We start from the raw sequence: 18,438 nt of genomic DNA on the forward strand, positions 1-18,438 counted from the left end.
TGGGCTCTATACAATCGACCCATAAACCAAGGAGCCAGCCTCATGTCCCTGAACTCTGACGCGGTACGCCTGTTCCTGGGTGTGGTGGATGCCGGCTCCCTCAGCGCCGCCGCCGAGCTGCTGGGCCACACGGCGTCGGGCGTCAGCCGCGGCCTGTCGCGGCTCGAGGAAGACCTCGGTGTCATCCTGATCAACCGCACCACCCGGCGCATGGAGCTGACCGAGGAGGGCAAGCACTTCCTGCCCAAGGCCCGGCACATCGTCGCGTCGCTGGACGAAGCCGAGGACTGCATGCGCATGGTGCATCAGCGCCCGGCCGGCCGCCTGCGGGTGGACGCGTCGGTGCCCGTCATGCTGCATTGCGTGGTGCCGCTGGTGGCGGAGTTCCGGCGGGAATACCCGGCGATCGCGCTCGAACTCACCAGCAACGACCGCATCGTGGATCTCATGGAGCATCGCACCGACGTGGCGCTGCGCATGGGACCGCTGACGGATTCCACCCTGCATGCGCGCACGCTGCGGCCGTCGCCCCGCTGGGTGATGGCCAGCCCGGATTACGTGGCCCGGCGCGGCGCGCCGCAGACGGTGGAGGACCTGGCGACGCATGAAGTGCTGGGTTTCACCCAGCCTGAAAGCCTGAACGTCTGGCCCTTGCGCCACGCTGGCGGGTCCAGCTATCTGGCGGTGCCGACGCTGGCGACGTCCAGCGGCGAGACGCAGCGGCAACTGGCGGTGCGCGGCGTGGGCATCGCCTGCCTGTCCGATTTCGTGGTGCGCGAGGACGTCAAGGCCGGCCGGCTGGTGAAGCTGATGGAAGACGTGCACACGGACTATCTACAGCCCATGCACGCGGTGTATCACCGCAACACGCAGCTCTCGCGGCGCATCGCCTGTTTCCTGGATTTCTTCGCGGCGCGGATCTGAACCCGCGCCGCGTTTGGCATGACGCCTAGGCGTGCAAGGCGCGGCCAAAGGCCGACAGCACCGATTCGTGCAGCGTTTCCGACAAGGTCGGGTGTGCGAACACGGTGTGCATCAGGTCTTCCTCCGTGGCTTCCAGCGAGGCCGCCACGCCGTAGCCGGTAATCAGCTCGGACGCTTCCGGGTGGATGATGTGCGCGCCCAGCAGCTCGCCGCTCTTGGCGTCGAACACCGTCTTTACCAGCCCCTGGTCCTCGCCCATGGCGATCGCCTTGCCGTTGCCGGCGAAGGTGAACTTGCCCACGCGGATGTCGCCGCCGGTCTTGGCGGCGTGTTCGCGGGCGCGGGCTTCGCTCATGCCGATGCTGGCGACCTGCGGATACGAGTAGGTGCAGGCCGGGATGCGCAGCGGATCGATGGGATGCGCGGGCTTGCCGGCGATGGCCTCCACGCACAGCACGGCTTCATGGCTGGCCTTGTGGGCGAGCCACGGCGCGCCGGCCACGTCGCCGATGGCATAGACGCCGGGCTCGGCCGTGCGGCACAGGCTGTCGGTGACGATGTGGGTCCTCTCCACCTTGACGCGGGTCTGCTCCAGGCCCAGGTTCTCGACGTTGCCGACGATGCCGGCGGCGACGATGACACGGTCCACTTCCAGCTCGCTGCGCTTGCCTTGCCGGTCCAGCGTCACCTTCACGCCGGTCGCGGTCAGCGACGATGAGGTCACGGCGCATTGCGTCAGCACGCGGATGCCCTGCTTCTCGAAAGCTTTGCGGGCCAGCGCCGAGATCTCGGCGTCTTCCTGCGGCAGGATTTCCGCGGTCATGTCGATCAGCGTGACCTCCGCGCCCACGGCGCGGTAGAAGCTGGCGAACTCCGCGCCGATGGCGCCTGCGCCCACCACCAGCAGCGACTTCGGAATCTCGGCCGGGACCAGCGCCTGGCGGTAGGCCCAGACGCGTTCGCCCAGGGGCAGCGCCGGCAACTCCCGGGCGCGCGCGCCCGTGGCCAGGATGATGTGCTTGGCCGACAGCGTGCTGCCATTGTCCAACGCCAGCCGGCCGCCGCCCGCCAGCTTGGCGCTGGCGGCGAACACGGTCACGCCGTTCTTCTTCATCAGGTGCGCCACGCCCTGGCCCAGGCGGCCCGCCACCTTGCGTGAACGCGCCACCATGGCGGCCAGGTCCGGACGCGCTTCGCCCGCGCCCGCCACGCCATAGTGCGCCGCCTCGCGGCAGGCGCGCAGCACGGTGGCGCTGTGCAGCAGCGCCTTGGTGGGGATGCAACCCCAGTTCAGGCAGATGCCGCCGAGTTCGGCGCGCTCCACCAGCGCGACCGACATGCCCAGCTGGGCGGCGCGGATGGCGGCGACATAGCCGCCGGGGCCGCCGCCCACCACGACGAGATCAAACGTAGTCTTGGTCATGGCGGGGCTCACAGCAGGATGCGCACGGGGTTTTCGATCAGCGTGCGGAAGGCGGCCAGCCAGCGCGCGCCCACCGCGCCGTCCACCACGCGGTGGTCCGCGGACAGGGTCACGGTCATGACGGTGGCGGCGGCCAATTGGCCGTCGCTGTCCACCACCGGACGCTTCTCGGCCGCGCCCACCGCCAGGATGGCGGCCTGCGGCGGATTGATGATGGCGGCGAACTGGCTGATGCCGTACATGCCCAGGTTGCTGACGGTCAGCGAGCCGCCGGTGAATTCCTCGGGCTTGAGCCGGTTGATCTTGGCGCGGCCGGCCAGCTCGACGATTTCGCCGGCAATGGCGGACAAGGATTTCCCGTCGGCATCGCGCACGATGGGCGTGACCAGGCCGCCGTCGGTGGCCACTGCCACCGAGATATCGGCGCCGGCATGGTATTCGACCGCGTCCTCGTGCCAGCTGGCATTGACCTCCGGCACTTCGCGCAGGGCCAGCGCAGCGGCGCGCACGATGAAGTCATTGACCGACAGCTTCACCGCGCCGCCCTGGTTGGCCTGGGCGCGCAGCGCCAACAGCGCGTCCATCCGGCAGTCCACCGTCAGGTAGAAGTGCGGCACGTTCTGCTTGCTTTCGGTGAGACGGCGGGCGATGGCGCGGCGCATGCCGGTATGCGGCACGCGGCGTGCGGCCGGGCGGCCGGCCAGCGGCACGGCTGCCGCGGCCGGGGCGCGGTCTCGCGCCGCTTCCACGTCGCGGCGCACGATGCGGCCGTGCGGGCCGGTGCCGGTCACGCCCAGCAGATCCACATGCCATTGCGCGGCCAGGCGGCGCGCCAGCGGACTGGCGAACAAGCGGCCGCCGGGGATCGGGGCGTTGCTGGCGGCAGCGGCTGCCTGCGACGCGGCCGCAGTGGCAGGGACGGCGGCCGCAGGCGTGGGTTCGGCGGTTGGCGCGGCCGCGGGCTGCGCGGCGGCGCCGGCCTCTGCCAGCGCGCGGTCGATGGCCGAAGCGTCCTCGCCCTGCGCCAGCAGCACGCCGATCACGGTGTTCACCGGCACGGAGGCGGCGCCGGCCTGGACCACGATACGGCCCAGCACGCCGGCCTGCTCGGCATTGATCTCGACAATGGCCTTCTCGGTTTCGATTTCGGCCAGTGCGTCGCCCACGGCGACGGTGTCGCCTTCTTTCTTGAGCCACTGGTGCAGCGTGCCGCCCGAGGTGTCGGCCGCAACGGAGGGGAGCTTGATAAGGTGTGCCACGATGTTCGTCCTATTCAGCGGCGCCGGCCAGGTCTGGCCGGTAGGTGGCGGGATCGTCGTATTCGACCAGTTCCAGCACATTGCCTTCCGGGTCGCGGAAGAACGCCAGCCAGGTGCCGGGGCGCACTTCCATCGGCGCGGGCTTGCTGTCGAAAACCACGCCCCGGGCTTCCAGTTCGCGCACCACGCCGGACAGGTCGCGCACGATGAAGGTCAGGTAGGTTGCGCCCTGGCGGTCCAGGATGGCCGAGCCGCGCGCGGCGGCCTCGGGCGCGGCGGCGGGTTGCAGCAGCTTGATGCGCTCGCCATAGCTGGTCTGCAGGCGCGCCACGTCGTAGCCATGGCGCGTGAGGCCGGTGGCCTGGGCCTTGTCGGCCGGCACGCTCACGCGGTTGACGAGCTTCAGGCCCAGGACGCCGGTATAGAAGGCCAGCAGCGCGTCCAGGTCGGCGCAGCAGATGCCGACTTCCATCGGCACGGTCATGTGCAGGGATGCGCTCATGCCTGTTCTCCCAGGTCGGCCAGCACGTCGGCCAGGCCGGCCATGACTTCCTCGGTGTCCGCGAAGGCGGCGCGCTCCAGCACCTTGGAGATGCTGGGCGAAGCTTCGCCGCCGGTCACGCGCTTGACTGGCTGGTCCAGCCAGTCGAAGTAGCGGCGCTGGATCTCGTCGGCCAACATGGCGCCGTAGGAGGTGCCGCGCGCGCCTTGCTCCACGATCAGCACGTTGTTGGTCTTCATGATGCTGGCGCCGATGGTGTCCCAGTCCAGGCTGGCGCGGTCCAGCGTGCGCAGGTCGATGACCTCGGCGTCCACGCCGGCGGCTTCCGCCGCCTTGAGCGCGCGGCTGACCATGGACAGATAGGTCAGGATGGTGACCTTGCCGCCCTCGCGGCGCACGCGAGCCTTGCCAAACGGGATCGCATAGTCCAGGTCGTCCGCGGGCACCTCGCCCGAGGAGGCGTACAGGTCCACGTGCTCGATCACCAGCACCGGGTCCTTGGAGGCCAGCGCGGTGTTCATCAGGCCGACGTACTCGTAAGGCGTGGACGGCGCGACCACGCGCCACCCGGGCGCGGTGGCGAAGATGCCGGCCGGATCCATCGAGTGCTGCGAGCCGTAGCCCGTGCCCATGGCGACCTTGGTGCGCAGCACGAAGGGCACGTCGATGTCGCCGCCGAACATGTGGCGGGCCTTGCCGATCTGGTTGAAGATCTGGTCGGCCGCGACCCACATGAAGTCGGGGTACATGAATTCCACGATAGGGCGGTAGCGGCCGTCCATGGCCAGGCCGCCGCCCAGGCCGGCGAAGGCGTTCTCGGAGATCGGGGTGCCCAGCACGCGGTCGGGATACTTGTCCTTCAGGCCGCGCGTGGCCCCGTTGGTGCCGCCCTTCAGGCGGTGCACGTCTTCGCCCAGCACCACCACGCCGGCGTCGGTTTCCATGCGGCGGTCCAGCACGTCGGCCACCGCGTCCACGAACTTGCGCTCGGCGGACTGGCCTGCGTAGTCGGCGGCTTCCTGGTAGCGCAGGCCGGCCAGTTCCGAGCCGTCGCTGCGCAGGCCCACGTCGCGGAAATCGGGGCTGGGCCAGAGGTCGGCGCGCACGCGGCGCTTGCCGCCGTCGGCGGCTTCGGTCAGGCGGCCGGAAACGTCCTTCATGACGTCCTTGCAGCGCTGACGCAGGGCGTCCACTTCGGCTTGCGTGATCAGCTTGCGGGCGATCATTTCCGTGGCGATCTTGTCCAGTGGATCGCGGCGGCGCCATTGCGCTTCCTCGTCCTTGCTGCGGTAGCCGAAGGCGCTGCCAGGGAACGGGCCGTTCTGGTGGAAGAAACGGTACACGTCCACTTCGACGATGGTGGGGCCGTTGCCCGCGCGCATGTGCGCCACGGCTTCGGACATGGCCAGGTGGACCGCCAGCGGGTCCATGCCGTCCACCTTCCACGACGGGATGTTGAAGGCCAGGCCGCGCGCCGACAGACGCGGTTCGGCGGTGGACTCTTCGACCGTGGTGGACACCGCGTAGCGGTTGTTCTCGATGAAGAAGCACAGCGGCGTCTTCCAGGCCGCGGTCAGGTTCATGGTTTCCAGCACCGAGCCAATGTTGACCGCGCCGTCGCCGAAGTAGGTCACGGCGACGCGGTCGGTGCCGGCATGCTTGTGCGCCCAGCCCGCGCCGGCGGCCAGCGGCACGCCGCCGCCGACGATGGCGTTGGTGCCCAGCGCGCCGGCTTCGAGCCAGCGCAGGTGCATGCTGCCGCCACGGCCGCGGCAGTAACCCTGGGCCAGGCCCATGATCTCGGCCAGCGTCTTCTGCAGGACTTCATCGATGGCGGGCGTGAGCGGATCGAGCGGGTCCAGGCCCAGCGGGGCGACGTGCTGCAGCGCCTTGGCCAGGAACTGGTGGTGGCCGCGGTGCGAACCGTTGATCTGGTCGCCGGCGCCCAGCGCCAGCACGGAACCGACCGCGCCGCCTTCCTGGCCCACGGACGAGTGCGCGGGGCCGTGCACCAGGCCTTCGGCGGCCAGGTCGAGCACGGCTTCTTCAAAGGCGCGGATCCAGTGCAGCTGGGTCAGCATGGTGCCCAGCAGGGCCGGGTCCGCCTGTTGCCAGTCCTTGGCGTCTACCGTCAGTTGCCGCCAGGGCGCTTGGGACTCAAGCGGTTGGTGGGTGGCCATGAGTGAATCTCCAGAGATGTGTGTATGCGTTCTTGCGATTAGAGGTAGCTGTAGCGGCTCCAGCCGCCGTCGGCCACCAGGGTGTGTCCGTTGACATAGGCGGCCTGGCGCGAGGCCAGGAACACCGCCAGGTCCGCCATTTCGGCGGGTTGCGCCAGGCGGCGCAGCGGCGTGCGCTGCTTGAGGCGTTCGGGGTCGAGCCGGCCGCGCGCGGCCAGGTCGCGCACCAGGTCCGTTTCCACGTAGCCCGGCGCCAGCGCGTTCACGCGCACGCCCATGGGGCCCCATTCCACGGCCAGGGTCTCGGTCAGCAGCACCACCGCGCCCTTGGTGGCGCAATAGGCGGCGCGGTCGGGCGCCGCCACCACGCCGTACATGGAGGCCAGGTTGATGATGCTGCCGGCGCCAGCGGGCACCATGCGGCGGCCGGCGGCCTGGGCGCACAGGAACACGCCGGTCAGATTGATGTCCACGGCGCGGCGCCACTCGTCCACGGTGACTTCCAGCGTGGGCTTGTTGGCGGAGACGCCGGCGTTGTTGACCAGCACGTCGATGCGGCTCCAGGCCTTTTCGACCTGTGCGAAAGCCTGCTCGACCGCGTCGGCGTCGGTGACCGACGCTTGCACGGCCAGCGCCTCGCCGCCCAGGGCAGTCAGGCCGGCGACGGCTTCGTCCAGCGCCGTGGCGTCCATGTCCAGCAGCGCCACGCGCGCGCCCTGGCGCACGAAGGCCTGCGCCGTGGCCAGGCCGATGCCCTTGGCGCCGCCGGTGATGACGACGCTCTGGCCGCGCAGGTCGGGATGGATGACTTCCGGAGTTTGGTCCAAGATGTTTGCCTCTTAGCGATGTATATGCCGGCGCTCAGACCGCCAGCCATTCCTGGACCACGTCCTGGCGCTCATGCAGCTGCGCGGGCGGTCCTTCGAAAACGATGCGGCCATGGCCCATCACGCTGACGCGGGTGGAGACCTTCAGCGCGATGGTCAGCTTCTGCTCCACCAGCACCACGGACACGCCGCGCTTGTGGATGTCGCGGATCACGTCGGCGATCACTTCCACGATCTTCGGCGCCAGCCCTTCGGTGGGTTCGTCGATCAGCATGACCTTGGGGTTGCCCAACAGTGAACGGCACATGGTCAGCATCTGCTGTTCGCCGCCCGACAGGTTGCCGGCCTTGGTGCCGCGGCGTTCCTTCAGGCGGGGGAAGTAGTCGAACATTTGCTCGGTTGACCAGTAGGGCGAGTCGTCGCGCTTGGGCTGTTCGCCCATGCGCAGGTTTTCGTCCACGGTCAGGTTGGCGAACACCTCGCGCTCTTCCGGTACGAAGCCCAGGCCGGCGCGGGCGATCTCGAAGGGACGTTTGTTGGTGATGTCGCGGCCTTCGATGGCGATGCTGCCGCCGGTCACGTCCACCAGGCCCATGATGCTTTTCATGGTGGTGGAGCGGCCGGCGCCGTTGCGGCCCAGCAGGCTCACGACCTCGCCGCGGCCCACGGTCAGGTCGATGCCGTGCAGGATGTGGCTCTTGCCGTAGTGGGCATGCACGCCTTGCAGGCTCAGCAAGGGGGATTGCGTCGTCATACCGTTTCCTCTCCCAGGTAGGCTTCGCGCACGCGGGCGTCGCCGCGGATGTCGGCCGGCGTGCCGGTGGCGAGGATCTCGCCGTAGACCAGCACGCTGATGCGGTCGGCCAGCGAGAACACCACCTGCATGTCGTGCTCCACGATCAGTAGCGTGCAGTCGCGGGTCACGTCCTTGATCAGTTCGACCGTGTAGTCCACCTCGTGCTGGGACATGCCCGCCATGGGCTCGTCCAGCAGGATGACCTTGGGGCGCGAGGCCAGCGTCATGCCGATTTCCAGCGAACGCTGTTCCGAGTAGTTCAGGTCGCCGGCGGCGGTGTCCTGCTTGGCGGCCAGGCGCACTTTCTCCAGCAGGCGGTCGACGTCTTCGTTGACGGCGCGGTTGCGGGCGATGGGACGCCAGAAGTTGTAGACCAGGCCGTGCATGCGCAGCACCGCCAGTCGCAGGTTTTCGCGCACGGACAGACGCGGGAACACATTGGTGATCTGGAACGAGCGCGCCAACCCCAGGCGGTTGATGCGCTCCGGCGGCAGGCCGCCGATGGAGCGCGCACGCAGGCTGATGTCGCCCGAGGTCGGCGCGAACGAGCCCGACATCAGGTGGAACAACGTGGACTTGCCGGCGCCGTTCGGGCCGATGACGGCATGGCGTTCGCCGGCCTCGACCTTCAGGTTCACGCCGCGGATGATCTGCGCGTCGCCAAAGGACTTGCGCACGTCGGTCAGGGTCAGGATTTCGTGGCTCATTGTGCAGCCTCCAGCGCGGGAGCGGCTTGTTCGTCGTCGCGCCACAGGGCCAGCGCCCAGCGGCAGGCGGCGAGGCCTGCCAGGAACAACACCAACGGAATCAGCCAGGTCGACAGCGCCAGCGGCGCCCAGTCGTGGCCGAATAGCGGAATGTCGGGCCAGCCGGCCCCGGGATTCATGGCCAGCAGCGACCGGTAGTCGCGGGCGAACATGCGTTGCAGCAGCTCCACCGTGAAGACCGTGGCGCAGGTCAGCAGCAGGCCGCCTGCCACCGAGACCGCGGCGCGCGGCAGCCAGTTGCCCAGGCCGCGCTCGCGCAGCGAACGGGCGGCGCCCTGCACCAGGCCGACCAGGCCGTCCGGCACGAACAGCATCACCAGCACGAACAGGATGCCTTGGTACAGCAGCCAGGAGCGCGTGATGTCGGCCAGCGTCTGCGACAGGAAGGTCAGGATGGACGCGCCCAGCACCGGACCGAGGAAGGCGTTGACGCCGCCGATGTAGGCGAACAGCACCGCGTCGGTGGACAGCTTGACGTCGAACAGCACGTAGTTGCCGGCTTCGATGTTCAGCGCCTGCAGGCCGCCGGCGATGCCGGCGAACATGGCGGACAGCGCGAACACCAGGGTCTTGAGCGTGTGCGGCCGATAGCCCAGGTAGCGCAGGCGGTTGGCGTTTTCGCGCAGGCCCAGCGTCAGCCGGCCCAGCGGCGTGCGAGTGAGGCCGTAAAGCGCGGCCAGCGACACCAGCACCCAGGCCAGCACCAGGAAATAGACCTCGATGTCGGAACCGAAGGTGAAGCCCCAGGCCGGCATGCGCATGGCGGACACGCCCGCCTCGCCGCCGAACACGCCCTTGAGGTGCGGCGCCAGCGCATGCAGCAGCTCGGCCAGCGCCAGCGTGATCATGGCGAAATAGACGCCGGCGCGCATGGTGGCGAACCAGCCCGCGACCAGGCCGAACAGCAGGCCGGCCACGCCGCCTGCCAGCGGCATCAGGGGCGTGGGCAAGAGGCCCGCGCCGCCCAGCGCGTTCATGGCATGGATGGTGGCGAAGGTGCCCACGCCGAAGTAGGCGGCGTGGCCGAAGGACAGCATGCCGCCCTGGCCGGCCAGCAGGTTGAAGGCGCAGGCGAACAGCGCGGCGATCAGCATCTGCACGGCCGCCACCAGCTGGCCCGGGGGCAGCAGCCAGGGCAGCGCGCAGAGCGCGGCCACGCACAGGACGAGGAGCAGGAGGACGGAAGTACGGCGGGTCTGGCTCATGCCTGTTCTCCCTTCAGGCCCGAAGGCTTGACCAGCAGCACCACCAGCATCAGCAGGAAGGGCAGGGTGGCCGCCAGGCTGGAAATCTTCACGGTCATCAGGCCGCCCACGCTTTCGGCCCATTCCCCGGCGCCGAACAGGCCGAACAGGGTCGCCAGGCTGGCGTCGATGCCGACCGAGAACGAGCTGATCAGACCGATCAGCAGCGAGGCGATCATCGCGCCTTCGAGCGAGCCCAGGCCGCCCACCACGACAACCACGAACACCAGCACGCCCAGTTCCAGCGCCATGTTCGGATTGGTGGTGTAGAAAGCGCCCGCGACCGCGCCGGCCAGGCCGGCCATGGCCGCGCCCACGCCGAACACGCTCATGAACACCAGCGGCACGTTATGGCCCAGCGCTTCGGCCATGCGCGGGCGGTAGATGGCCGAGCGCACCACGATGCCGACGCGGGTGCGCGACAGCAGCAGATAGATAACGGCGAACATCGCCAGCGACACGCCGCCCATCAGCAGGCGGTAGAAGGGGTAGTCCGCGTCGAACACGCGGAAGGCCGCGAAGTTGAGGAACTGCGGCACGCGGTAGTCGACCGGAAAGTCGCCGTAGAACAGCTTGATCAGCTCCGCCACGATGAAGGCCAGGCCGAAGGTCACCAGCAGTTCCTGCGCATGGCCGAACTTGTGGACGCGGCGCAGGAAGTAGCGCTCCACGCCCATGCCCAGCAGGCCGGCGATGATGGTGGCCAGGACCAGCGCGGTCCAGAAGCCGGTGACGGGCGTCAGGGTGTAGGCGGCATACGCGCCTATCATGTAGAACGAGGCGTGCGCGAAGTTGAGCACGCCCATCATTCCAAAAATCAGTGTCAGGCCTGCCGACACCATGAATAGCAGCAGGCCGTAAATCACGCCGTTCAACAGCGAGACGGTAAAGTATTCCATGTCCGCTCCAGGATTCTTGCGCTAAGACGACGGACGTCTTGCGAGCGATGCGCACCAGGGTTTTTCCGGCCCGCGCCGGGGGTGCGCTTATTGATCTGCGACGAATGGATGGGCAAGCGCGTCCGTGGCGCCATGCGCAAGCTGGCGACGGACGCGCTTGCAACCCATCAGTTCGGCCGCTGCATCTTGCAAGTGGCTTGCGGCGGCGCCGACACGTCGGCCGCGGCCAGCACCTTGACCGGCTCGAAGCCCATGTCGGTGCCGTCGGCCTTGTACTTGGCGTTCTTGCCGACCTTGGACACCACCATCGGCAACTGCACCTGGTGGTCTTCCGCGCGCATCGTGTAGGTGCCCAGCGACGAGGTGTAGGTGACCTTCTCCAGCGCGCCGGCCAGTTGCGGCACGGACAGCTTGCCGTCTTGCGGCTTCACCTGCTTGAGCGCTTCGCCCAGGAAGCGGATGCCGATCACGGTCTGCGGCTCGGTATAGCTGGGGTAGTGGCCCGTCTTGGCCTTGTAGTCCTCGGCGAACTTGGCGCCTTCCTCGCCCGCGGCCTCGATGTTGTACGGATGGGCGATGTAGTGGCCCAGCGCGACTTCGCCGGCATTGGCCAGGTTGCCCACCTGGTCCAGGAACACGGTGGCGAAACGGACCTTCAGGCCGGCGGCCTGCGTGGCCTTCATCAAGAGCAGCAGGTCGTTGGACCAGTTGCCCGTGATCACGGTGTCGGGCGTGGCCGAGCGGATGCGCGCCACGTAGGGGGCGAAGTCCTGGATCTTGTTGACTTCGTGCAGCGTCTTGCCGACCACTTCATAGCCATACTGCTTGGCAAAGCGCTCGGTGGCGCCTTCCATGTCCTGGCCCCAGGAGTAGTTCTGGTTGATGGCGTACACGCGCTTGCCCAGCGTGCCGTCGGCCGACATGACCGAGGCCAGCGCCTTCACGCGCAGGTCGGCGTTGGTGGTGAAGCGGAAGTGGTAGAAGTGGCACTTCTGGCCGGTCAGTTCCAGCGCCTCGCCGCCCACGTTCAAGAACACGACTTCCTTGCCCGGGTTGCGCAGGTTGTGCTTGCGCACGTCTTCGGTCAGCTGGCCCGAAATCGCCGACGAGGACCCTTGCACCAGGATCTGCACGCCTTCGGCCGCGGCTGCGCGGAAGCGGTCGGACGCGCCCACCGGGCCGCCCTGGTTGTCGAACTCGACCAGTTCCAGCGGCTGGCCGTTCCAGCCGCCGGCGGCGTTGATGCGGTCCAGCTCATACTTGACCGCGGCGCGGAACATCAGGCCGGTCGAGGCCTGCGGGCCGGATAGCGTCTCGATCAGGCCGATCTTGATGGGCGCGGCCTGGGCCGATGCGGCGATGCCGGCCAGGCACAGCAGGCCAGTGGTGAAAGCCAATTTCATGCGTGTCTCCTCCGTGGGACGGGAGTGTGGTGAATCTGTTGATCAGGCAAGCGCGCGGGCGGGCTTGCGCGGCTCTTCTATGCCCAGGAAGCGGGCAATTTCGGCAATCTGCCCTTCCAGCATGTACAGGCCCGGATGCGTGCGGCAGCCGCGCGCGGCGGCGGCGCGCAGCAGGGGCGTGTCGACGCGGCTCATGACGGCGTCGGCTACGACGGTGCCGGCGGCAAGCGCGTCCAGCTGGAAGGGCAGGGGATCGGTGTCGTTCAGGCCCAGCGAGGTCGCGTTGATGGCGATGTCGCAAGCCTGGGGCGCGGCGCTGGCCACGCTGATGGCCAGGCCGGGATATTGGCGGCTCAGATGAGCGGCGAAGGAGAGCGCCTTGTCGGCGCTGCGGTTGTACAGGCGCAGGCTGGCGGGGCCGGCGTCGGCCACGGCACAGGCGATGGCCTTGCCCGCGCCGCCCAGGCCGGCCAGGTAGACGTGGCGGCCGGCCGGATCATGGCCCTGGCTGCGCAAGCCGGCGACGAAACCCAGCCCGTCGAAGTTGCCGCCGGTGAGCACGCCGTCGCGCAGGCGCACCGCGTTGACCGCGCCGCTTAGCTGGGCCGAGGGCGTCAGCGCGTCGCACAGGGCGGCGGCATTTTCCTTGTGGGGCACCGTCACCACGATGCCGCCCAGATTGGCCAGCCCGCGGATGCCGGCGAACAGGCCGGGCAGGGCGTCGGGGGCCACATGGAACGGGACCATGACCGCGTCCACGCCGCGCTCGCGCAACAGGGCGTTGAGCCGCTGGGGCGTCTTGACGTGCGCGATCGGGTCCGCCGCGATCGCGAAAACGGTAGTGCTGCCGGTGATTTCCACCTGTTTGTCCCCTGCCTGGGTAGCGGCTTGCCGCCGTGTCGTTCCCGACTCTCTTGCCTGAAAGCGCCAGTTGCTTTACGCTTTCGGAATAAGTTGTCAGGCAACTTTATTAAGTTGTCCGATAAATCATAGGGCAAGCGTTTTTCCCGTGTCAAGCGGCGGTTTCGGGAGTCCAATCGGAATTCCAGGGTCCGCCGGAAAGGCGCTCAGCCCGCGTACGAGCGTGCTACAGGAGACAGAATGATTTCGTTCGAAGGAAAGGTTGCCGCCATCACCGGCGCGGGCAATGGCATCGGCCTGGCGACGGCGCGGCTGATGGCGGCGCATGGCGCGCGGCTGGTGCTGACCGACATCGATAACGCGCGCCTGGAAGAGGTGGCGGCCGAGCTGGACCCCAGCGGGCAGCGCGTCTACACGCGGGCGCTGGACGTGTCGGCGTCGGCCGACTGCGAACGCGTGTTCGAGGCGGCGGCCAAGCATTTCGGCGGGCTGGACCACCTGGTGCATTGCGCCGGCATCTATCCGGAGCAACTGGTCAAGGACACCAGCGACGAGGCCTGGCGCACGCTGATGCGCGTGAACCTGGACGGCACCTTCTATGTATGCCGCGCCGCCCAGCGCCATTTGCGCCACGACGGCTCCATCGTGTTGCTGACCTCGCTGGCGGCCCAGCGCGGCAGCTATGCGCACGCGGCCTATTCGGCTTCCAAGGGCGCGGTGCAGAGCTTCACGCGCAGCCTGGCGCTGGAGCTGGCGCCGCAGATCCGCGTGAACGCGGTCGCGCCGGGCATCATCGCCACTTCCATGACGCAGGACCTGATCGGACAGAAGGGCGCGCAGCTGCTGGAAAGCACGCCGCTGCGCCGCTACGGCACGGCGGAGGAAATCGCCGGCTCCATCGCGTTCCTGTGCTCGCCGCTTGCCGGTTTCGTCACCGGCGAGGTCATGCAGGTCAACGGCGGCATCTATATCGCGTAAAGTCCCAGGATGGCGCGCCTGTCCATGCCGCGTCCGGTCCGCCAGGCATTCCCATAAACAAGAGGCGGCGCGTCTGCGCGCCGCCCGCAAGTTTCCACCATTCGACCATGCAGCCCAACCAAGAACAGGATCCGCCGCGCGCCGCGCCCAAGAGTTCGCTTTCGGCGGCGCTGGGCGACGCGTTGGCGGAGCAAATCCGCCAGGGGACGCTCGCACCCGGCGATCGCCTGCCCACGGAAAAGCAGCTGACGGAAACCTATTCGGTCAGCCGCGCCGTCGTGCGCGAAGCGCTGGCGCGCCTGAAGTCCGAAGGCCTGATCACGTCGCAGCAAGGCAGCGGAGTGTTCGTCGATCCGAACTTCCAGAAGAACGCGTTCCGCATCGCCGCGCCCACCCCGGGCGACAACCAGGAACTGGAACATATCCTGGAGCTGATGCTGTCCATCGAAGTCACCGCCGCGCGCTACGCTGCGCAGCGCCGCACCGACGCGGATCTGAAGAAGATGCGCCAGGCGCTGGTGGGCATGGAATACGCGCTGCTCAACGACAAGCTGGGCGACGAAGAGGACTACCAGTTCCACCATGCCATCGTGCAGGCGACCCATAATCCGCACCTGGTAGCCCTGAACGATTACCTGGAAGCCAATGTGCGCCGGGTCATCCGCAGCGCGCGCAACAATACGGCGCGCATGTACACCGAACGCATGGCCGCGGTGCAGAGCGAGCATCAGGCGATCTTCGCGGCCATCGACGCAGGCGATCCGGACGCCGCCGGACGCGCCGCCGACCAGCACCTGCGCAACGCCGCGGACCGCTTGCGGCTGTTCCAGGCGGAGCGGCCGGCGCCGGTCTAGGGCGCCGGGGACTGCCTGCCGCGCGGGTAAGTCCTAGGCGAAGGTCTGTTCCATTTCGCGGCGGAACTGCACGGCCGTGGACCTTTCGTCGTACTCCACGTCGGCCCAGCGGATCGCCTGCGATTGGCGCACCGGGTTCTTCAACTTGACCTGGTGCGACAGGCCCAGCGGCAGATAGCCCTCGTCCACCGAATCGCGCGCCGGCATCAGCCGGCCGTACACCGTGTAGCCGCCTTCGCCGTCCAGGATCTGGCCGGCCGGCAGGTCGCGCTTGGCGGTGGCGACGACGTCGCCATGCCAGCCCGCGGGCGCGCCGGTGGGTTCGCGGCGCAAGCCCACGCTGGCCACGCTGATGCCCAGCTCCAGGCCGATCAGGTGATAGGGCTTGTACATGGCGGTGTAGTTGCCGCTGGGGTCCGTGACCAGGCCGTATTCCTTGAAGCAGCGGCGCACGTAGTCGCTGTCGGCGGCCAGGGTCACGTACACGCCCCAGCGCAGGTCGCGGAACACCGGGCGGCCGTCGCGCTCCAGCGAGGAAATCACCTCGACCTGGCCGCGATGGTGCAGGATGCCGCCGCTTTCGCGCGGCCGCAGCACGCGCGCCAGATCGTCCACGCCGCAGGGCGGGAAGTGCAGGCCGGATGGCGAGGGCAGCAAGCCCGTGGCGTTGGACACCGCGGCCATTTCGATCGCGCTCTTGGTGCCGTCCAGGAAACTGTTGAACATCTGCGCGTTGAAGTCGCCCGCCGCTACCATCTCGGCGGTGAAGCCGTAATAGGGCCAGACGGTGTCCGGCGTGGAGGTATGGAATTCCGGCAGATACTTGGTGCCCTTGCCCGCGGCCATGACCTCGAAGCCGCTGGCGCGGGCCCAGTCCACCATTTCGCAGATCAGGGCCGGCTGGTCGCCGTAGGCCAGCGAATAGACGATGCCGGCCTCGCGCGCGCGCCGCGCCAGCAGGGGGCCGGCCAGCGCGTCGGCCTCGACGTTGACCATGATGATGTGCTTGCCGTATTCGCAGCAGGCCAGCACGTGGCTGATGCCGGCGGCGGCCTGGCCGGTGGCGTCGATGACGATATCGACATCGGGACTGGCGATCACGGCGTGGGGATCGTCGCTGAAGTAGACCTTGCCGTTCTTCAGCGCATCATTGGTGCTGCTGGCGTTGAGCGCGCTGGCGGGCCAGCCCACCCGGGTTAGCGCCGCGCGGGCCCGGTCGGGCGCCAGATCGGCCACGGCGACCAGCCTCATTCCCGGCGTGCGCGGGGCTTGGCTCATGAACATCGCGCCGAACTTTCCGGCGCCCAGCAAGGCAACACGCAAGGGCTTGTGATCGGCTTCTCGCTGCTTCAGCAGGCGGTACAGATTCATGGCGCGGGCTCCTCCGGGGTGGGGGGTACTGCAACACAGAATAGTCCCAAATCGCGGCTACTGAACAGGACTCACTCGTCTGCCGTATACAGCTCTCCGGCCAGCACGTTGCGCCAGTTCTGCCAGCTGATGCGGGGGCGGTCCGACACCTCGCGGTTGTAGGGGGCGTCGAACAGGATGTGCTTCCAGCGCGGCTTGACCGCGCCTTCGATCAGGGGCTTGTCGTCGATCAGCAGGTGGCCGTGCACCAGGGTCTTGTCCTTGGTCAGGATCAGCCGGTTGGTCGCTTCGCGGCCCAGGTGTTTTTCCACCCACAGGTACTTCTCCGCCACGCAGTTCTCGAACTGCGACAGGGGCGAGGAGCAGATGCGCACGTCCATGCCCAGCGCCAGCAGTTCCTGTATGGCGTCCAGCGCGCCGGGCACCGGCGGCAGGTCGCGGATGAAGCCGGGCGCCGTGTAGATGGCCTCGGCCATGCCGCGCAGCTCGGGGGCGTAATCCTGGCGGATGTAGAAAGACTTGCGGTCCTCGAACGCCACCGGCGGGATGTCCGGATGGCGCGCGCGCCAGGCGTCGATGAAGGCGTGTTCGAAATCGGCGAGCACGCCGTCTTGGTCCAGCAGGATGATCATGGCGGTCCCGGGTGATGGCAACCGGCTGATTGTGCCAGAGCGGAACGTCAGGAGTCTTGCGGCCGGGACTGCGCCACGATGCGGTAGCGGCTGCCGCCCGATTGCGATTCGGAGGCGACCAGCACCATGCGGTCGTAGCGCCAGGGCAGGGGGGCGGGCGCTTCGGCTGGCGGACTGGAGTGCTCGATGTTGCGCAGCAGGGTGACGTGCGGGCGGAAGGGCTGCGGCGGCGCGGCCAGGCCAAAACCCGACAGCCATAGCCACAGATCATCGTGGGCGGCCTGCAGGCCTTCGGGCGTGTCGCCGGGACCGGCCCACAGGATGCGCTGGCGACCGAAGACGCCGTAGCGGTCCAGCATGATGTCCTCGGGGGCGAGGCGGCGTTCAGGTGTCGCCGCGGCCAGCTCATCGGCGAGCGCCGCGTCCACCGGCCCAAGGAAGGCCAGGGTCAGGTGCAGGGTTTCCGTGCGCATGGCGCGCCCGCCGCAGCTGGGCCGAGCCTGCTCTGCCCAGGTCGCGAGCTGGGCGGCCAGCGAGGGGGCGGGCCACAAGGCGTAGAACAGGCGGACGGTGGACATGCGCTGATTGTAGGGGCGCATGCGGCGCAATGCGCGTGCGCGGCCCTTCAGTCGCTTGTGGTTTCGGTGCGGCGCCGGCGGGTCAGGGCGGTGTCGAAACGTTCCACGCCTGGGCGGGCTGGACGGTCGAAGCGTTCCACGCCGGGACGGGCCGGGCGGTCGAAACGCTCCACGCCGGGACGGGTGAAGCGCTCGACGCGCTGCGGGGTTTCGGTCTTGGCCTGCACGCTCTGGGCGGCCGCCTGTTCGCGCTTGGCGATGATTTCCTCGGCGCGCTGATGATGCGGCGCCATCTTGCGGACCATCACCCGGCCGTCGCGCGGGAAGTAGTTGATGCGGCGCGCGTGCACGTCGCCCAGGTCTTGCGCCTTGACGGGAATGCCTTCGGTTCTGAGATAGTTCAGCACGAACTGGCCGTTGCGTTCGCCGATGTTCATCTGCTGCATGGCGGACAGCACGGCGCCGCCGCCGAATACCTTGGCTTCAAGCCGGTCGCGCGCCGCGCCGGCCTTCAGCAGTTCGTTGATCAGCACTTCCATGGCGAAGGCGCCATAGCGCATGGTGGCCGAGGCGGGCGACTGCATGTCGCCCTCAGGCAACATGAAATGGTTCATGCCGCCCACGCCCGTGATCGGGTCGTGGATACAGGCGGCGACGCAAGACCCCAGGACGGTCGAGATCATCAGGTCTTCGTGGGTGACGTAGTACTCGTTGGGCAGTACTTTCACCGCCTGACACTGGAACGCGCTGTCGAAATAGTGGCGCGTCGCACGGGCTTCAAGACGGGCGGCCATGGGACTCGATTAAGGGCAAGTACAACGATTGGGACACGAAGGTGGCAGCTCGAGAACAGAAATGTATCAAAGTATGTAAGAAAATGTCGCTTTATTCTTGCATACTCAAGCTTCCAGCGGGTGAATTGCTATGTAACGGGCGCAGT

General features: G+C 68.2%; 18 protein-coding genes. 3 read left to right on the forward strand and 15 right to left on the reverse strand.

Going from position 1 to position 18,438, the window contains the following annotated elements; all coding sequences use genetic code 11:
• Positions 1 to 42: 42 nt before the first annotated feature.
• The gene (locus tag HV793_RS10255) at positions 43 to 924 is read left to right on the forward strand and encodes a LysR family transcriptional regulator (RefSeq protein WP_175160912.1); all 882 of its coding nucleotides are present in this window, start codon (positions 43 to 45) and stop codon (positions 922 to 924) included.
• A gap of 25 nt (positions 925 to 949) precedes the next feature.
• Here HV793_RS10255 and lpdA read toward each other — a convergent pair whose 3' ends face one another.
• The 11 genes from lpdA to HV793_RS10310 all read right to left on the reverse strand — a co-directional run bounded on the left by lpdA (position 950) and on the right by HV793_RS10310 (position 13,085).
• On the reverse strand, positions 950 to 2,347 hold the full coding sequence (gene lpdA / locus HV793_RS10260; RefSeq protein ID WP_175213084.1) for a dihydrolipoyl dehydrogenase: 1,398 nt from the start codon (positions 2,345 to 2,347) through the stop codon (positions 950 to 952).
• Positions 2,348 to 2,355: 8 nt separating this feature from the next.
• Entirely contained in the window at positions 2,356 to 3,606 is a 1,251-nt protein-coding gene (locus HV793_RS10265) for a pyruvate dehydrogenase complex dihydrolipoamide acetyltransferase (protein ID WP_054458925.1), read from the reverse strand.
• Positions 3,607 to 3,616: 10 nt separating this feature from the next.
• Positions 3,617 to 4,108 carry a VOC family protein gene (locus tag HV793_RS10270; protein WP_054458926.1) on the reverse strand — a complete coding sequence of 164 codons (492 nt, stop codon included), beginning with the start codon at positions 4,106 to 4,108 and terminating at the stop codon, positions 3,617 to 3,619.
• Complete coding sequence (locus HV793_RS10275; protein ID WP_175213085.1) at positions 4,105 to 6,288, reverse strand: alpha-ketoacid dehydrogenase subunit alpha/beta; 2,184 nt, start codon at positions 6,286 to 6,288, stop codon at positions 4,105 to 4,107. The genes HV793_RS10270 and HV793_RS10275 overlap by 4 nt, the downstream gene beginning before the upstream one ends.
• 38 nt (positions 6,289 to 6,326) lie before the next feature.
• Positions 6,327 to 7,115, reverse strand: coding sequence for an SDR family NAD(P)-dependent oxidoreductase (locus HV793_RS10280; RefSeq protein ID WP_054458930.1), 789 nt, complete (start codon positions 7,113 to 7,115; stop codon positions 6,327 to 6,329).
• A gap of 34 nt (positions 7,116 to 7,149) precedes the next feature.
• Positions 7,150 to 7,869: an ABC transporter ATP-binding protein gene (locus HV793_RS10285; RefSeq protein WP_175213086.1), complete on the reverse strand. Its 720-nt coding sequence runs from the start codon at positions 7,867 to 7,869 to the stop codon at positions 7,150 to 7,152.
• Complete coding sequence (locus HV793_RS10290; RefSeq protein ID WP_054458933.1) at positions 7,866 to 8,618, reverse strand: ABC transporter ATP-binding protein; 753 nt, start codon at positions 8,616 to 8,618, stop codon at positions 7,866 to 7,868. Before HV793_RS10290 ends, HV793_RS10285 begins: the two co-directional genes overlap by 4 nt.
• Positions 8,615 to 9,883 (reverse strand): branched-chain amino acid ABC transporter permease, encoded by a 1,269-nt coding sequence (locus tag HV793_RS10295; protein ID WP_175213087.1) that lies wholly within the window; start codon positions 9,881 to 9,883, stop codon positions 8,615 to 8,617. Before HV793_RS10295 ends, HV793_RS10290 begins: the two co-directional genes overlap by 4 nt.
• Positions 9,880 to 10,821, reverse strand: a complete 942-nt coding sequence (locus tag HV793_RS10300) for a branched-chain amino acid ABC transporter permease (RefSeq protein WP_054458937.1) — start codon at positions 10,819 to 10,821, stop codon at positions 9,880 to 9,882. Before HV793_RS10300 ends, HV793_RS10295 begins: the two co-directional genes overlap by 4 nt.
• Before the next feature lie 167 nt (positions 10,822 to 10,988).
• Positions 10,989 to 12,224, reverse strand: a complete 1,236-nt coding sequence (locus tag HV793_RS10305; RefSeq protein ID WP_175213088.1) for a branched-chain amino acid ABC transporter substrate-binding protein — start codon at positions 12,222 to 12,224, stop codon at positions 10,989 to 10,991.
• A gap of 42 nt (positions 12,225 to 12,266) precedes the next feature.
• Positions 12,267 to 13,085, reverse strand: coding sequence for a shikimate dehydrogenase family protein (locus HV793_RS10310; RefSeq protein ID WP_119450286.1), 819 nt, complete (start codon positions 13,083 to 13,085; stop codon positions 12,267 to 12,269).
• A gap of 240 nt (positions 13,086 to 13,325) precedes the next feature.
• On the opposite strand from HV793_RS10310, the gene HV793_RS10315 reads away from it, so the two are divergent.
• A complete protein-coding gene (locus HV793_RS10315) occupies positions 13,326 to 14,063 on the forward strand; it encodes an SDR family NAD(P)-dependent oxidoreductase (RefSeq protein WP_013396517.1) in 738 nt (245 codons plus the stop codon).
• Positions 14,064 to 14,170: 107 nt separating this feature from the next.
• Positions 14,171 to 14,917 (forward strand): FadR/GntR family transcriptional regulator, encoded by a 747-nt coding sequence (locus HV793_RS10320; protein WP_054458942.1) that lies wholly within the window; start codon positions 14,171 to 14,173, stop codon positions 14,915 to 14,917.
• A gap of 33 nt (positions 14,918 to 14,950) precedes the next feature.
• Here the strand turns inward: HV793_RS10320 and HV793_RS10325 are convergent, their stop codons facing one another.
• The 4 genes from HV793_RS10325 to cheD form a co-directional block, all read right to left on the reverse strand.
• Positions 14,951 to 16,288 (reverse strand): NAD(P)H-dependent oxidoreductase, encoded by a 1,338-nt coding sequence (locus HV793_RS10325; protein ID WP_054458944.1) that lies wholly within the window; start codon positions 16,286 to 16,288, stop codon positions 14,951 to 14,953.
• A 71-nt stretch (positions 16,289 to 16,359) separates the two neighbouring features.
• Complete coding sequence (locus tag HV793_RS10330) at positions 16,360 to 16,920, reverse strand: 5'-3'-deoxyribonucleotidase (protein WP_175213089.1); 561 nt, start codon at positions 16,918 to 16,920, stop codon at positions 16,360 to 16,362.
• A 47-nt stretch (positions 16,921 to 16,967) separates the two neighbouring features.
• Positions 16,968 to 17,519: an RNA 2',3'-cyclic phosphodiesterase gene (gene thpR / locus HV793_RS10335; protein WP_225590533.1), complete on the reverse strand. Its 552-nt coding sequence runs from the start codon at positions 17,517 to 17,519 to the stop codon at positions 16,968 to 16,970.
• A 26-nt stretch (positions 17,520 to 17,545) separates the two neighbouring features.
• Positions 17,546 to 18,292: a chemoreceptor glutamine deamidase CheD gene (cheD, locus tag HV793_RS10340; protein WP_175213090.1), complete on the reverse strand. Its 747-nt coding sequence runs from the start codon at positions 18,290 to 18,292 to the stop codon at positions 17,546 to 17,548.
• Positions 18,293 to 18,438 lie beyond the last annotated feature (146 nt).

Source organism: Achromobacter aegrifaciens (genome assembly GCF_902859965.1).
Taxonomy (GTDB): domain Bacteria; phylum Pseudomonadota; class Gammaproteobacteria; order Burkholderiales; family Burkholderiaceae_B; genus Achromobacter; species Achromobacter aegrifaciens.